Source organism: Rhodococcus sp. 14-2470-1a (genome assembly GCF_002259425.1).
GTDB lineage: Bacteria > Actinomycetota > Actinomycetes > Mycobacteriales > Mycobacteriaceae > Rhodococcoides > Rhodococcoides fascians_E.
In genome coordinates, this window is record NZ_NPFZ01000041.1 from 1 (window position 1) to 16,429 (window position 16,429).

11 protein-coding genes and 1 pseudogene are annotated in these 16,429 nt (G+C 59.9%); 4 read left to right on the forward strand and 8 right to left on the reverse strand.

Annotated features, from left to right (window positions below; all coding sequences use genetic code 11):
- Positions 1-1,394 precede the first annotated feature (1,394 nt).
- Entirely contained in the window at positions 1,395-2,531 is a 1,137-nt protein-coding gene (locus CH292_RS25545) for an ATP-binding protein (protein WP_094656027.1), read from the reverse strand.
- Positions 2,532-2,716: 185 nt separating this feature from the next.
- Here CH292_RS25545 and CH292_RS25550 point away from each other — a divergent pair, with 185 nt between their 5' ends.
- Positions 2,717-2,947 (forward strand): DUF2188 domain-containing protein, encoded by a 231-nt coding sequence (locus CH292_RS25550; RefSeq protein ID WP_094656028.1) that lies wholly within the window; start codon positions 2,717-2,719, stop codon positions 2,945-2,947.
- A gap of 191 nt (positions 2,948-3,138) precedes the next feature.
- Entirely contained in the window at positions 3,139-3,840 is a 702-nt protein-coding gene (locus CH292_RS29675) for a DUF6338 family protein (protein ID WP_373454701.1), read from the forward strand.
- 737 nt (positions 3,841-4,577) lie between these two features.
- Here CH292_RS29675 and CH292_RS25560 read toward each other — a convergent pair.
- Positions 4,578-5,758: pseudogene (locus CH292_RS25560) on the reverse strand (IS3 family transposase).
- A gap of 419 nt (positions 5,759-6,177) precedes the next feature.
- On the opposite strand from CH292_RS25560, the gene CH292_RS28695 reads away from it, so the two are divergent.
- Positions 6,178-6,384, forward strand: a complete 207-nt coding sequence (locus tag CH292_RS28695) for a hypothetical protein (protein WP_143545798.1) — start codon at positions 6,178-6,180, stop codon at positions 6,382-6,384.
- A 67-nt stretch (positions 6,385-6,451) separates the two neighbouring features.
- On the opposite strand, the gene CH292_RS25570 is transcribed toward CH292_RS28695, so the two are convergent.
- Complete coding sequence (locus tag CH292_RS25570; RefSeq protein WP_179278086.1) at positions 6,452-6,763, reverse strand: hypothetical protein; 312 nt, start codon at positions 6,761-6,763, stop codon at positions 6,452-6,454.
- A gap of 844 nt (positions 6,764-7,607) precedes the next feature.
- Between CH292_RS25570 and CH292_RS25575 the strand changes: the two genes are divergently transcribed.
- Positions 7,608-7,919 carry a transcriptional regulator gene (locus CH292_RS25575; protein ID WP_094656057.1) on the forward strand — a complete coding sequence of 104 codons (312 nt, stop codon included), beginning with the start codon at positions 7,608-7,610 and terminating at the stop codon, positions 7,917-7,919.
- Between the two features lie 936 nt (positions 7,920-8,855).
- On the opposite strand, the gene CH292_RS25585 is transcribed toward CH292_RS25575, so the two are convergent.
- The 5 genes from CH292_RS25585 to CH292_RS25605 all read right to left on the reverse strand — a co-directional run bounded on the left by CH292_RS25585 (position 8,856) and on the right by CH292_RS25605 (position 16,098).
- Positions 8,856-9,380 (reverse strand): hypothetical protein, encoded by a 525-nt coding sequence (locus CH292_RS25585; protein ID WP_094656033.1) that lies wholly within the window; start codon positions 9,378-9,380, stop codon positions 8,856-8,858.
- A 445-nt stretch (positions 9,381-9,825) separates the two neighbouring features.
- Positions 9,826-10,605 (reverse strand): enoyl-CoA hydratase/isomerase family protein, encoded by a 780-nt coding sequence (locus tag CH292_RS25590; RefSeq protein ID WP_094656034.1) that lies wholly within the window; start codon positions 10,603-10,605, stop codon positions 9,826-9,828.
- The gene (locus CH292_RS25595; RefSeq protein WP_094656035.1) at positions 10,605-11,813 is read right to left on the reverse strand and encodes a CaiB/BaiF CoA-transferase family protein; all 1,209 of its coding nucleotides are present in this window, start codon (positions 11,811-11,813) and stop codon (positions 10,605-10,607) included. Before CH292_RS25595 ends, CH292_RS25590 begins: the two co-directional genes overlap by 1 nt.
- Positions 11,814-11,839: 26 nt before the next feature.
- Positions 11,840-14,005 carry a hydantoinase B/oxoprolinase family protein gene (locus tag CH292_RS25600; RefSeq protein WP_094656036.1) on the reverse strand — a complete coding sequence of 722 codons (2,166 nt, stop codon included), beginning with the start codon at positions 14,003-14,005 and terminating at the stop codon, positions 11,840-11,842.
- Complete coding sequence (locus CH292_RS25605) at positions 14,002-16,098, reverse strand: hydantoinase/oxoprolinase family protein (RefSeq protein WP_094656037.1); 2,097 nt, start codon at positions 16,096-16,098, stop codon at positions 14,002-14,004. Before CH292_RS25605 ends, CH292_RS25600 begins: the two co-directional genes overlap by 4 nt.
- Between the last annotated feature and the right edge of the window lie 331 nt (positions 16,099-16,429).

Sequence of the window (16,429 nt, forward strand, 5' to 3'; positions counted from 1 at the left end):
ACCGCCCGCTCACGAGTCTCGGCATCGAACTTCCTTGGTGCACCCATACCTGCATTCTCCTGGTGAGATCACAGTCTCCACCAGTCCCAGGACAGTTCACACCGCGTCGCCTGGGATCTGGATCCGAGTTTCCGCAGGGTCCGCTGAGCTCCCTGTGTTCCCAACCGCGAGTGTCGCGAGGGCGTGCCCGTCTGAAAGATGCTCATCCAGCATTGCTGTCCACGGGTGAACTTCGTCGTCTTCTACAGGTGACGCGGGCCCCAAACTGAGATTGAAGAACTCGTATCGGCGTTCGGACAACACATTCTGGATTCGTCCCAGGACATCATAGAGCTCAAAAGGGTCACTGCCTGCCTTGTCATCCAGAACCCGAAAGTGATCAACGACCCCGTACGGTGTGGGCGCGGCCTCACCCGGCACCAGAGATCCGAAAAGGAGCGCCGAAGTGACATCATGGCCGTGGTCCAACTGACCTGGAACTGCGGCCGACACACCGGGAGGCTCAACCGAAGTTGTCCATTTTGCTAGAAGGGTCCCCGGTGCTAGACCCCCGTCGAAGACTGCGATTCGTAGGTCAGGATCCACAGGATCGTCCGAGGGTAGCTGCGCTGGGGCGAATGTGGAGGGCGTCGACCGTTCGATCGGCGCGATTTCCCTCATCCTGGGAATTGGTCGGGCAGTACGAAGGAACGAAAATCTCGACAGTTCGGCCATGCTCGTGAGATCTGCTTCGATGGGCAAGAAGCACAACCCACCTGCATACAGCCGCTTGTCAAGCGAAGCCTGTACTCCGATTTCCTGTGTATATTCTGCGAACGCCTCGATGATGTAAGCATTGCTAGCCGAATTTCGCGCGTGCAGAACTACTTCGAGAGTTAGGTGGCTGTCCGGTTCGTTGGTCCCCAATCTCAGCACATCTCGCCCGGATGGCGCGCGCACATCTTCGAGCCTACGAATCGAATCATTGACGGTGGGTGAATCGGACGTCAGATCACTGGCCCAGTCCGCGAAGGCACCTCGGTCGCCCGCCACGAATAGCTCAGTTGATGGTGAGGGCGTCGGCGCACCTTTTTTCGTCCAGACCTGTGGCTCGATCGTGGTTGGGCGACTTCCCACCTGCCGTAATCCGTATTGACTGAGCAACAGCCTCGGGTGATATGACTTCGCAACAGACTGAGGATGCAACGTCAAGATGCTGACAGCCTCATTGTTTGGGCATGCAGACGGTGGAAGTTCACCGAGAATATTTACGGCGCTGGCCAATCGCGGTGCGAGCCTTGTGACCGCGTCCTCGAACGAGTACGCAGGATCTGGACCACCACCACCGGGGGGTGGCGGGACCCGTTCCGATAGCCGCTCGCCGAACCCGAGAAGAAACCGTGCGTCTGCCATGTCTATCTCTCCTCTGCTGACGGGCTTTTCGACGAGTGTCTCCGCAACGTGTCACGGCTAACGCCACTCAGATCGTGAATCTGCCGTTGTGAGAACAGGTTTGTCTGCATCAGATCGGTGGCGATCGCTCGTCGTTCTTGCGCTGCTAACCCTCGGAACCTCTCTCGTGTACCGGAAAGCACCGCATCAGTAAGAGGTACGCCATGTACGACCGCGTTTCGACGTGATCGCAGAAGCTCGCGCTCGACGTCACTCAGCGAGCTGCCGACGAACAACCTCGCCAAGCCATCAAGCAGGTCCGTCGGCAACGCCTCATCAGCCAACTTGCCGTCGATCATCGCGCGGATTTCCTTCACGCCAGGCAGCGGGTAATTGACCGTCACTTCGAACCGTCGCCAGATCGCGGGATCTAGCAACTCCGGGTGGTTCGTTGCTGCCAGCAGTAGTGAACCTTTTGGCCAGAGATCGATCTCCTGTAGCAGAACAGTCACGAGTCGTTTGAGTTCACCAATTTCAGATGTGTCATCACGCCTCTTCGCGACCGCATCAAGCTCATCGAGTAGGAGTACGCCCGGACCTGTTTTAGCAAATCCAAGTACCCGGCTCAGGTTTCCACCCGTTCGGCCCAGGAAGCTACTCATTACAGCCGACAGATCAAGCGTAAGGAGCGGCAGGTTGAGCAAGCTAGCGATCCATCGGGCGGACATGGTTTTTCCTACCCCGGGTGGACCGACCAACAAAGCGGTCCGGGTCGGGTAAAGGCCAGCGACGGATAGCGAGTCCAGCTGCAAATGCTCAGCGACGATCTGCTCAAGCTTGTCCGACACATCCCGTTCCAACACCGGAGACTCATCCAGGATGACCGGAAATTCTCTCCTCAGCAAAGGGATTCTTGTGTCCAGATCCACCGGTGTCGCCGCGGTAGACGCCGCTCCGTCTGCACTGCGGGTCGGACTCGTCCTGAGGACATCGATCAGAGCCTGAGCAAGATCGGGATGCGCCTTTCGTGCTCGCTTGGCGACCCTACGAACGAGACCCTGCACCCCCGGCTGGGCACCTGCCATCGCCAGCGTAGCTAGCTGGACCAGTTCGTCGTCAAAGATCGGGGAACCTTCCAGTTCCGACGTGGATACTGCCATTAACGTGCGGTTTCATGTTCGAACGACATGGCCTATTTGTACCACCGATGAGAAAACTAGTCCACGTGGGATATGCTGTTGCTAAGAGTGTCTACCGACGCTCCACCGGAGGTTGCATAAGGCGGCTGCGAGTAGAACGCCGGAACCGCCGCTCTTCACCCCGTTACGCCCAGAGAGAGGCACCAATGAGCAAAGGCGACATCGAGACCTACTACGAGGGCGGGGTATGGAAAAACCGTGTTCACGGCAATAGCAAGGCCTCGAACACAGGTGACCGTAAATCAGATGTCCAGGCGCGGGGACGCGAGATGGCCGTCGACCGCAAAGTGGAGCACGTCATCAAGAAACAGGACGGCACCATCGGAGCGAAGAACACCTACCCCCGATCTCGCGACCAACATCCGCCGAAGGGATGAGCATGAGCAACCGTCAAGATCGCAACCCCGACGAAGCAGTCAGGGGCTCAGGGTACTTCGACAAGTCGACAGACTCTTTGCAAGCACCACCGCCTCGAATAGTCGAACAACCCCAAACGGACGAGCCCGCGGGCACGTCTGCCAGCGGTCAATCCGCGTCGTCACTTCTCGACGACTTTCCGGAATGACGCGTGGTCCCGACAAGCTGGTTTGCGATACTTGGCTTCTTCGCTTTCATCGCACCAGGAGTCCTGTTCGACCTGCTGTATGCGCGAAAACAAGCCGAACGGCGCGAGACTGCCTTTCGTGAGGTAGGACGGATAGCGCTTGTCTCCACCTGGTGTACTGTTTGGGCCATCGCCATAATCCTCGCGCTTGGTGCCGCAGTTCGCGGAATCTTCAAGAGCTCACGTGACTACATTGTCGAGCCGAGAGACTTGATCCTTGGAGACCGAACCTTCATTGCTGATCACCTGGGAGGGTTTGCCACGGCTGGAGTCGTTTTCATCGCGGTGTCTCTCCTCGTTTCACGACTGACGTTCTGGAAACTCCATGGAAAGGACCCCGGCAGGGTCACCCATGTGTCTAACTGGCGGAAGTTGTTCCGAGACGATGCCCCATCCGGTACATATCCTCTGGCAAGAGTTCGAATGCAAAATGGCACGAGTTGGGTGGGACGCATCGTCCACTACTCGCCAGATCTTGAGGTCGCTGACCGTGAACTAGTCCTCGGTCCCCCACTTGCGGTCAAGGCGGCGGCAGGTCCGGCGTGCGATCTGTCGAGCGACTGGGGTCGGGTAGTCCTGTCCGGAGCCCAGATCGAGTCAATTACCGTTCGTTACCTACGTGCAGGTGCCTGTGACCCTGCAGCCGGCACCAATGGTGCGGGTTGAGGGTTTAGTCGCCGTCAGGCGCACCAGAACCGCATCACGAGGTGCTATGGACAAATCAAACTGGTGTCAGGTTTCCTTGACGGTGCGGTAGCTGTCGACACGCCCTGGCGAGATCGCCGACCGACGGTCCGTCACCGTCGAGCAGTAGTTGCCGGGAGTACGCCTAGCGAGTTCGGGCTGTTCGGTCCATCACGACCAGCCCGTTGCGTCGACATCGGCGACTACACGCATGTGCGGACACTACGTTCGTGGGCCGGCTACGACTTGCGGTGTGTAGGCGACCCCGGGGCGGACGTCCATCGGGGGAGTGGTGCCGCCCCGGAGTCGTGGGGCATATCGACGGCACGGAGGAGCTGTTACACCACTGCCGACCCAACGCAGCGCATCGGCCGGCAGGGGTCTCACCGGGTTGCATTGAGTGCCGAGCACCCCGCACGGCGCCGTGTCTCGGATGTAGGTTTGCGGACGGCCTGAGTAGTGCGAACTAAGGCGTGACGATGGTCCTCAGTGGACTATTTGCGCAGCCAAGGGCCGATTCTCGGTCGAACCTATATGGTCGATCCTCGCCGCCGCATTCTTCTGTCGTTGCTCGTCGTCCTGTTCACCGTGTATCTCGCTGCGGTATCGATAGAAGCATGGAACGGCGGTCTCGGCTGGGTTCACGGCGAAATCGGTGCTGCTGTCATTTCGGCGATCGGGACTGCCCCGAGTTCAGTTGACTGTCGGGGTTGAGTGATTCAGGCCGCGTGTGCGGTCCGGTTGATTGTCTCAAACTCGATGGGGGTGAGCTTTCCGAGGCGTCGTTGACGGCGTTTGCGGTGATAGGTCTTCTCGATCCAGGTCACGATCGCCAGCCGTAGTTGCTCGCGGGTCGACCACCGCTGGCGATCGAGGACGTTCTTCTGCACGAGTGCAAAGAACGACTCCATCGCGGCGTTGTCACCGCACGCCCCGACTCGCCCCATAGAACCTCGTAACCCGTTGCACGACAGTGCATGTACGAACCTCCTGGATCGGAACTGGCTACCGCGATCCGAGTGAATAATCGTCCCCACCGAGTCTCTCTGCGCCACAGCATTATCCAATGCGGATACCGCCAACGAGGCCTTCATCCTGGAGTCGATCGAGTAGCCGACGATCCTGTTCGACCACACGTCCTTGATCGCGCAGAGATATAGTTTGCCCTCGTCGGTGCGGTGTTCGGTGATGTCGGTCAGCCACAGCTCGTCCGCGGCCTGTGCGGTGAACTGACGGTCGACGAGGTCATCGTGGACCGGCGGGCCGGCCTTCCTGTTCAGGCCTCGCTTCTTCGAGAACACCGACCAGATGCGTTCTTGTGAGCACAACCGCGCGACCCGGTTCTCGCTGGCGGTGATGCCGCGGTCGGGTAGTTCGTCTGCGATGAAGCGGTGGCCGAATGCGGGGTCGTCGGCGTGGATCTCACGAGCAATGTTGATCAGATGCGCATCATCCCAATCTCGTTGCGTGACTGGCTGTTTCTTCCATTTGTAGAACGCTTGGGTGGAGAATCCGAGAACCCGGCAGGTCACTGTGACGGGGACTCCGTCGCCAGCAAAGTCGAGGACCAGCGGTGGGGGCACCTCCCGCTTGCGGGGGAAGATCATTTTGGGTTGACGTCCCGGGACAAGTAGGCAACCGCGCGACGCATGACCTCGGCTTCTTGCTCGAGCAGCTTGATCCGTTTGCGGGCTTCTCGCAGCTCGGCGGACTCGTCGAGGCCTGTCTTCGTGGCAGTGCCGCGTTCGATTCCGTCGTCGCGGTCGGCAATTTTGAGCCAGCGGTGCAGGCAACCTTCGGAGATTCCGAAGTCCTTCGCGATCTGACGCAGCGGGGCCTCGCCTTTGCGTGCGACGGCGATGACGTCGCGGCGGAACTCCTCGGGAAATGCTTTCGGCATGGTGAACATCCTTCCACCGTGAGGAGCGATCCTCACAGATCAGATGTCAACCAAAGCCGGGGCAGTCCCGTTCTGCGTGGACCGGCGTCGCCCTTGTAATCGCCGCAACGGCCGCGTGCAGCCAAGGAGGCGGCCGGTCCGTACTTGACCAGAGGCCAGCGGCGAGCGCAATGTCCTGGAGCGCCGATCAAGGGACCTACATTCAGTTCGAATCAGGCTGGACTGGGACGAAGCATCTACCGGCCGGGTCCGCGACGGAATGCACTACGAACACGGAGGGATCTCGCGCGTTCCGTGCATCCACGGCCGAGTTCGATCTGTTCGATCAAGGCAGTGCACGACCTGGCGAAGACTTCTCGATCGAACTTCTGATCAATCCGACTTACCTGAGTAATTCGGCGGGAGAGGCAACTGACTACATGTCGTTGAAGTACGTCGACTACGACGGTGTCCATCACGACTTGATCGCCCTCGACCAACTCGACATCGAAGTGGTGGACACCGCAATTGCTGGCGCGGGCTTCACGGCTACGACACGCGAAGTCGAGCCAGCAGCATCGACGACCGTGACCGTCACCGGCTTCATCGAATGTTCATCCGTTATCGAGATAGCCGGCCCGATCTGACCTACAGCCCAGACCGAACCTGTAAGAGCATTGATATCGTGCCGTCAAGGGGCATAGAAGGGCCGTTTCAGTTCGAGGCGGCACGGCGGTTGATGGCGATGTTGTGCTGTGCAGCGACGGCGAGCCGAGGCACTATCACCGCAGCCGCCGCGGCTGCACCGGCTATCAACGCTCCGTATCCCAGCGGGCCGTTCCAGAGCGCCTGCACCACGTTGGCCGCTCCGAGCATTGCGGCTGCTGCGCCGACCGCCCGAAATGACGTGACACGCAGTGTGGGCTTGGTGGAATATTTACCGGTCAGAAGCGGCAGGGGCTGTCCGGCATTCACGTTGCGCACCTTGACCGCAAAAATCACGTTCAGAACGATTGCGGCTGACATGAGTGCGAATCCGAGCCCGGCCATGGATCAAGCATACCGACGGGTTTGGTGTACAGCTGAGATCGACGCCCAGACACCCCAGGTATCGATGCGTCTGCGTTTGTCCGCGCAGTATGTCACGCGCGGAGGAGTACTCCTGGCCGTGCCGATCCGGAGAGCCTGTCATAGGGCCATCGAAGCGCAGCCAACCTGTAGTCAGTTCACACAGCCACTATAAACTAGGCAGAATTTGGGCTTGTATTATTTCACTCTCTGGTAGAGAGTGTAGCTATGGACGAGTTGAGACGCAGCATGCGGACTATTTCCAATAGTGATTCTTCATGGGTTTCGCTGGTCACGCTATCTTTGGCGGTTGCCGCTGTAGCCATTAGCACCGCACGCCAAGGGTCGGCCACTCCACAGTCTCTTGGGACTTCACTTTTCATCGCCGGCACCTTCGTTGCACTTTGGGGTGCGCGGGCCTGCGTCTCCCAACGCCGCGGCGTCCGCGACAGAAATGTTGGATATGGGGTCGCCGCCCTTATTGCGATACTTGCTGCCCCCAGCCTGCTACCCGTAGCCGCTTATCATTTCGGATTTCTGACATTTGTCGGAGCGACGTATATCGTGCTCGGTTGGCGGTCACGGCAACAGGTGACCTGGCTGGCCGGTGTAGCTGTGCTGCTGCTAGGAGCCCTGACGGGGTCTGCGGTGATACGGTCATCCGCGCTCTCGATCCGTGAGTCTGTGCAATCCTCGACGGTGTCGGCGTCCATTCAAGGGGGGCTTGCTGCCGCACTGTTGGCTATTGCAGCATTCACTGCCTTAAACCGAAGAATCCGCCAACATGAAGGTTTGCGCATCCATGGAGGCTAGTGACTTCAGGCTTTTTGACAACGTGGTACATCAGCCAGCGCGGCTGCTCATTCTGGCGCATCTTGCGTCGGGTTCAGAAGTCGATTTCAAATTTTTGAAATCGACACTGAAGCTGACCGACGGCAATCTGGGCAGACATCTGACCACGTTGCATGATGCGGGCATGATTCGCTATCAAAGCGGATACAATGGTAAAAGCACTCGGACGTGGATCTCCATTACAAATCGTGGTCAAACAGCATTCAAACACGAGGCGCAGCTGCTGAAAATGATCATCGCCGCTGCCGAAAACGGCAATTAGGAATCAGTGCAATAGAGAGCGGTCCCGTACTACGTTTCAAAACCTATCGACGGCACGCGCGACGTAATGCACTCGCAGTTAGTACGCCGCGCGTGGCCGACTGAGCCTCACAAGGCTAGAAGATGCAGTCCCGTGCTGTCAACGCACCAAAGTCACGAGTCAGTAGATTGCTTCGCATGCGGTCGCCAGCTGGTGGCCACCCTCCCAGAGGGTAGTACATACACTGCCGGCCGGCCGGGGGATATGGTGATTGAGGGAGACTGACTCCTGGTGCCGGCGATTACCCCAATACCTGTTCTGCTCTTCGATGAAACCGCCATTGTGGTCCAAGATCCGCACCTGGAGTCGCGGATTCTGCACCCCGAAAACGGACCCGAAGCTGCTGACCGTCCCAAAGGAGCGATTCGTGGAATACCACCCACGCGCCGCGGTCAGATACCCACCGTTGATACCTGTTGTACCTTGCGTCTGCATATCACCGTCTGGGACCGTCGGTGCTGGCAACGGAACCGTCGCTGGCGGAAGCGGTGCGGCGGTCGCGATTCCCGCACCCGCGCCGGCAGGAATCGCGATAGCCAACGCAACGATGCCAATAACTCTACGCAACAAAGGAACTCCGATCTACTGGGGCCGCACCCGACGTGCAACCCCTGGATATATTACGACAAACCGGACATATAAGACCGCGCAGTTTGCCATGACCTTGATCACTCGACCGTCGGTTTTCGTGTTTCGCTCCGTGGAGTTTTCAGCCTTCCGTCGAGCACCGACAATTGTTGCGCTACAGCACTTCCAAGCATGTACCTGACTTAATTACTGCTAGCGGCTGCTCGAAGTTGGGGCCGACGCATTTGATGGCGCTGTCAATACAGGCTGACGGTGCGGTAACTATGCAGGGCACCGACCATTCCCACCCGGCCGCTGACAACCCCGTATTCACAGTGCTATGCCCCTCAGGTCTTTGCGAAAAGTGCATTCGCTTGTACGGGCACATGGGGAGTCCTGTCCGATACCGCCTAGGACGTTATCGGTCCGTGCACGCCTAGGGTGCACTCGCTGCTCGACGAGTTCGGCCTGCGGTGGCGCACCTGTGTGCCGTCGTCGGGAGAGGCGTTCGAGCACCATGGCCATGCCTTGGCCGCCCCCGACACACATGGTTTCGAGGCCGAACTGCATGTCGTGTGTGGTCAGGTTGTTAAGCAGGGTCGCGGTAATTCGGGCACCGGTCATTGAACGGGTGACCGAGGGCGATCGCACCGCCGAGACGTTCAGGGTGTCCTCGTCGATGCCAAGCTCACGCGCTGCGCCAATCACCTGCACGGCGAACGCCTCGTTGATTTCGACGAGGCGCGGCACGCTGAACGACTTTCGTTGGTCACTAACGGCAATGTCGGGCTGACCTGCAAGAACACGTTGGTAGTGGTCGAGCAGGAACGGTCCCGGCTGGGCGTCCTGCCACATTTTTGCCACACCTTGAACGTCTGCCCCTGTAGCGCTCTGCACCCATGATGCCACTGTCGCAGGTCCCTAACGCGACGCACGTTGCCCCAGGTGGCCGAGGCGCCGGCGCCGAGGTCGAGGTCGAAGGTAGCTCAGACATGAGATCTGCCGGCAAACTGGTCGCCCCAGCGGACTCAGCGCACGCCGGCGCTTCACCCGATGTTGTAGAGCGATGACTTAGTCGGCATTGCGCGCCATTCGTGGCGTCATTCGGCATTTTGATCATCGGATGGCGTGGTCAGTATCACGATTCCATCCATGAGGACGTCCAGGCTCGCCGGCTACCTCTCTACGATCCACATCGTATGGATATGTCTTCACACTGGGTCAGTGGTCGGTCACGTCGATACCAAGTCCTCCATGTTCAGAACGTATGGCCGTAGGCCCTGACCGACGAACGACGGTCTTAGCTTGTCCGTCGACGACTTGGAAACTGAGCTGGCCTTCCATCGGCAAAGGCGCGAATACCTTCTTTGGCGTCAGGAGACGCAAAGGCTTTACGCGCATACAGGTCCTCGGCGTGAAAGGCAGCATCCAAGGGCATATCGGCGAGATGGTGAACAGACTCCTTGATCACTTCGAGCGCATCTCCGGAGAACGCCGCCAACTGCCGTGCCCACGCTAAGGCAGTATTGAGCACCTCGTCCTGTGGCACCACCGCATTGATGAGACCGAAGTCCATCGCAGTTTGTGCGTCCACCTGTTGAGCCATCAACAGGAGTTCCATGGCTCGGGCATACGAGATCTGCCGGGCGAGGCGGGCCAGCGTTCCGCCCGCGGGCACAACCCCAACGCGAGACTCTGGGAGCCCAAAGCGTGCCTGATCACCAGCGATTCGGAGATCGGTGGAAAGCATGATCTCGAAGCCACCGCCAAGCGCCAAGCCATTGATGGCGCAGATGACCGGCTTGTATAGCCGTGTGTGCTTCTGGTGGGCGCCATCCCAATTTGAAATGCTGAGTTCCCCGCTCGCCAAGGCTGGGATCGACTCCGTCAAGTCGGCCCCCACACAGAACGCACGCCCGGCACCGGTGAGGACCACGGCCGCGATCGCATCATCGTCACGAGCGGCGTCGAACGCGACGCCGAGTTCCCTGTACATCTCGAGCGTTAGGGCGTTCAGCTTGTCTGGCCGATCGATCGTGATGAGTGCCGTTGCCTCAATCTGCTCATATCGGATCGCCATCAGATTGCGCCGCTCCTTCGAAGTTCCGTGATTTCCTCCTCGGAGTAGCCTAGGAGCCTCTGCAGCACGGCATCGGTGTGCTCTCCGACAAGATTGGCGCGCCTTCCGGGATTGGCTGGCGTCTCACTGAGCTTGATCGGCTGGCCAAACATTTCAAGAGTTCCCAAGTCACCATAGTCGGCGGACACCACCATCTCCCGCGCTTTGGTCTGCTCGGCCTCGACGACCTCCGCGATGTTCTTGACTGGGGTCAGGGGCACGTGCTCACCGGCCAAGTCGTCGAGTTCCGCCTTGGTGTAGTCGGCGAACCACTTGAGCAGGCGCGGCCGCACCTTGGTCTCGTAGGTTTCACGCTCGAAACGCTGATTCATCGTCGCGATAGAGGGATCGTTGGCAGCCTCTGCATCGTTGAAGAGCTCGCACGTGATCCGCCAGAACTTGTCGGTATATCCGCCGAAGAAGACGTAGCCGTCCTTGCAGGGATACAAGTCGTACGGCTTGACAAAGGAATGCTCATTGCCGAGTCGTTCCGCGATCTGTCCATCGACCGTGTAGTTGATGACAGCCGCCTCCGTCAACGCCATCACCGAGTCGGTTTGTGCAACGTCGACCAACTGTCCCTGTCCCGTCCGCTCAGCGTGGCGTAGAGCAGCCAGCGTGCCGGCCGATGCGAACAGAGTTGCCGAGAGGTCACCGATGATGGTCCCCACGCGCACCGCGGGACGATCTGGGAACCCGTTCATCGACCACAACCCGCCCGAGGCTTGGGCCGTGTTGTCGTAAGCGGGACGCCGGCTGAGGGGACCTGTCTGTCCGTAGCCCGAAATCGCGGTGTAGACGAGGCGAGGGTTGACCTTCCGGAGGACCTCCCAGCCCACACCGAGTTTGTCCATGGTGCCTGGTCGAAAGTTTTCAACGAGCACGTCAGCCTTTTTCACCAGATCCGACAGGACCCTCTTGCCATCCTCCTTGCTCAGATCGATCGTGAAACCGAGTTTCCCACGGTTGAACTGGCCGTAGAAGGCGCTGAACTTGTCGCCATCATCCTGACCGAGGAACGGGGGGAACCCCCTCGTGTAATCGGGGTCGTGGGGACTTTCCACCTTGATCACCGTTGCGCCCAAATCCGCCAGGATTTGCGAACAGTAGGGGCCGGCCACGACTCGCGTGAGGTCGATGACCACCACGCCAGCGAGTGCTCCGACCATGCCTTCCCCAGGACCTCCAAGCCCAATCACTTCGCCGACTCCTTCCCTGACGCAGTCATTGGGGACGCTTCTACGCGCACCCGCGCTTCCAGCTGAGTTCCGCAATGCGGGCAGAAGTACTGATCGAGGTACACCTGTCCGTCCGCCTCACGTGACTTGATGCGCACCTTCAGGGAGGCGAGGACATCAGCAGCCACGTCAGTGGTGCCGTGACAACGATCAATCCAGTTGCCCTCGCCGAGGGAACCCTCGCACGCGGGACATGACCAGTCGCTCCCCTGCCGCCGCATCGGCGAAAGGAATACGGAGGAATCCGAGGTGACCGGCCGCGTCGGCTGCCCACCAAGCCTTGCTTCGCGGAGGCGACCACGCAACTCTTCGGTTTCCGCTTCGTCCACATGGTTGCGGTCGTCAAGAACGACGCCGTAGACAAGCTCGGCGGTTGCGGCTGTGATGTACGCGTCGCGGACGTCGTCAGCAACAGTCACAGCCGAGCGCAGCAACGGGTCTCCGTAGCCGCCGCCCCCCGCGCACCACTGGACGAATACGTCGCGTGCGGCAATCGTCAGTCCGGTGTCATTGCCGGCGAGCTGCTGTAGTTCGTCTGCTTGGATGAGCTGCTCCGAGGGAGTCTCTCCTTCCTCGAGCAGCGCGGCCGCCGTGGCGTTGCGCCAGATCTGCTGGCCGCTACCGCCACCGGGTAGACCACCGCCGAAGCCATCTGCCGGAACTTGACCACTTGGCGAAAAGACCGTCTGGACAAGAGACTGCGCGCCATGCGGCTTCCAAGCGAACTCCAGACCCAAGCCTCCGCGGGTCCTCCCATGGCCAGCGCTCTGCAGCGATAGGCGCTTCCACAGGTAGAGCACTGGATAGAACATTTCGTTCATCTCGACATCCGGCAACAGATTGTTGACCTGGGGGATCATGCCACCGCAGTCAAGCCCGTCGCCGTCCGGTTGAGCGCCGGTCCCCATGCCGCCACCGTCCATGTTGAACATGACGGTGTAGTCGCCCTCGTCGGTAAGCCCCGCGGAGATGCCGCCGGTCCACGACTCCGCCCAAACTCCCTGGGTACGCTGCTGGAGCTGTTCGTCGGTGCTTTCCCGGCACAGCTCATTGAGTAGCTTCATCACCACTCGACCGACCCGTGCCCCAGTGGTCAGGTGTCCATTGCTGATCGGTGCCGGCGGCACCGGGTCGACGATGCTTCCCTTGCGCGTGCGAACCTCGAACGCTGCCACCACGCCTTCGTTGAACGGCACGTCCCACGCCAGGGTTGGCACGACAACGCTTGCAACGAAGCCCATGGCAGCGCCGTACGAGCAGTTGACGAAGCCACCGGTTTGGTCGCTCGACTCGGTGAAGTCGAACGTGATGTCGGAATCGGCCTTGGTCATCTTGCAATGCACGCGGTAGAGACCGTCCTCGTGCCCATTGTGCTCGACCCACTCCTCTGCTTCCCAGACACCGTCGGGCAGAAGTCGGATGCGCTCACGAACGACTTGCTCGGACAGTCGGAAGCTAAGCTCAGAGTAGTTGCGGAAGGTTTCGAGTCCGAACTCCTCGACGGCCTCGACCAACCTGGCTCCACCGGTGTTGTTGCTCGCCGCGAGGCTGCGAACGTCATTCCAGTAGAGAACGGGCAGGCGCACATTATTCAAGAGGAGTCGCTTCGTCGATTCGACTGGCTTGCCTTGGTCGAAGACCTGGACGCCCGGTGGAATCCGGAGCCCCTCGCTGTAGCAGTCCGTCGCAGCTGGCGCGAACCCGCCTGGCGCCATGCCTCCCACATCAACCAGATGGGCCTGCGACTGGGCCCAGGCGATCAATTCACCTTTGTAGAAGATCGGCGAGATGACCGTGGTATCCGGCGGGTGGCTCGAGCCGGCCGTGTGGGGATCGCTACTGATGAACGCGTCACCGGGATGCAACTCATCGAGGTTGATCGTCTCAATCAGCTTGCGAACGGCAATGCTTCCCGAGCCGATGTGGATTTGGACGTAATCCGAGTAACCAAAGATTCGTCCGTCCGGTGTGAAGAGCGCAGTGTTGAAGTCTCCGGCCTCAGTGATCACCGGCGAACCACTCGAGCGGATCATCGCGATGCTCATTTCCTCAACAATGGAATCCAGTCGCATCCGCACGACCTCGAGCGTAACCGGATCGTAAGTTTCGTTAATGGCGTTCATGACTCTGCTTTCGTTGACAAGATCGACGGCGAATACGCGTCGCCAGACGCAAGGACAATCGAGAGGTGGTCTACATTGACGTGCAGCTTCGACCCCGGCGGAACATAAATTGTTGTGTCCGGCTCCTCGACGATGCAGGGCCCGAGGATCGGCTCTTTCGCGTCATAAATGTGCCGGTACACGTCCACTTCAAGAGACTCCGCCGTCTTGGGGTCGACAATCGTTCGTTGCGTGACCTCGAGCGGCACGTCCTCACCTTTGCGGTGTGTCACCTCCTGGACTTTGCTGGCACCAATGGCACGGACGCGTGCATTGATGAGAAGAATTTCGGCCTCGGCCCAAGCGGTACCGGCACCGTACTCTGACTCGTAGTCCTCAATGAACCTCTGACGCAAAGCCTCCTTGTCGTCTTCAGTGAAAGGCGTGTCGGGTAGGCGCGTGGTCACCTCGAAGATCTGACCGGCGAATTTCATGTCGGCCTCGCGCACCAACTCGCGTTGCCCCTGTGGAATGCCCTCGTTCTCGAACCATTTCTCCGCCTGCCCCTGGAGTTTGTCGAACGCCCGCTCCAGCTCGTCGGCTGAGGCGTCGAAAGTCCACGGACTCGTCTGGACAATTGAATAGATGCTGTCGGCATGCATCAGGCCGTACGCGGAAAATACGGCGGACGTACGGGGGATCACCACGCGCTGGACTCCCGCCTGCTCGGCGATCGCTGCAGCGAACATGCCGCAGGCGCCACCGAACGCGACCATGGTGAAATCGCGCGGATCAAGACCGCGGTTCACCGTGAGCTTGCGCAGCGCGTTGGACATCTGGGCGACGGTCAGACGATAAATCCCTTGCGCAGCACGATCGGTGGCAAGGCCAAGAGGCTTTCCGATGTAGTGCGCGACCGAGCTTCTTGCCCGCTCGGCGTCAAGGTCGATCGTGCCACCAAGGTAGTAGTTGGGATTGATTAGCCCCATGGTCAGGGCCGCATCCGTCACAGTCGGCTGCTCTCCGCCCCGGCCGTAGCAGGCGGGGCCCGGGACCGAGCCAGCGCTGTGCGGACCGACGCGCAGCAGGCCCCGACCATCGACCCAGGCGATCGACCCGCCCCCTGATCCGATGGTCTCGATGTCGACAGCCGTTAAACTGGTGGGCCACTCTCCCACGGTTGCACGCGAGGAGACGCGGAACTCCCCATCGACGATTGCCGCGGCGTCGAGACTCGTTCCCCCCATGTCGGCCGTGAGAATTTTGCTGATTCCCAGCGCTGTGCCCAGCAACCGTGCGCCGGTGACGCCGCCAACGGGGCCCGAGTTGAACATGGCGATGGGTGCCTCGCTGGTTGCCTGGACCGACAAGAAGCCGCCGTGAACCTGCATAATTTGCACCGGACACTTCAGGCCACGGTTCTTCATCTCAGCGGCCAGATTGCTGAAGTGGCTACTCACAAGAGGCTTGACCGCAGCGTCCAGAGCAGTGGTCACCATGCGCTCGTACTCGCGGTAGACCGGAGAAAGTCGAGATGAGATCGAGTACGGGACGTCTGGGTAGTTCCCTTCGAGGAATCTGGCGACTGATTCTTCATGCGCAGGGTTGAGAAAGCTCCACAGGAAGCACACTGCGATTGCTTCAGCGCCGTTCTCAAGAAGTGACTCGACGGCGGCGCGAATATCGCTCTCGGCGACGGGGACGAGTACTTCGCCATTGGCGTCGACACGTTCGGATATCTCTCGAATGGCCTCCCGCGGAAGGATGTCGGCGCGTGGGCCCAAGTCGTGCGGGTCGCGTGCATCACCGCGGGCGGAACGACTGATGCGCAGTAAGTCGCGGAACCCTGCGGTGGTCAGCAGCCCAATCGGAGCGAACTTCAACTCATCGACAGCATTAGTCACGATCGTGTTGCCCAACGCGAACCGGCTGATCTGCTCGAAGAAGCTCTCGCTGTCGAGGTCAAGTTGTCCACGTAGAACCTCGAGGGAATCGAGGATGCCAGTCGTGACATCTTTGGTGGACAACGCCTTCCCTCTGACCTCACGACCGTCTGCGATGGCGACTGCATCGGTGAAGGTCCCCCCGACGTCGATGCCGACGTGAATAGACATGTGATCTCCTTCTGATCTCCGACTGAGTTGTGGTGCAAAGCCCCCGTGGCTAGGGCGCTGTCGCATGTGCCGATGCCGCAGCGATGTGCGAGGTCAGGCGACACGCCCCGTTAGATCGGTCACGACGACTGCGGTGCGGCGCACGGTCGATCCTCGAAATGGAGGTTCCTGCTGCTGCTCCGACCTACAGAGCGTGAGACTTCGTGTCTCACGTGCTCCCCTTCCCCTCTGAGTCAGCTGGGGAGGGGCTCTGGCGGTCCGATCCAATCTTGACCAGTTGCGAGGTAATCGTATCGACGACCAAGAGACGAAGGACACGTAGATGAACCAC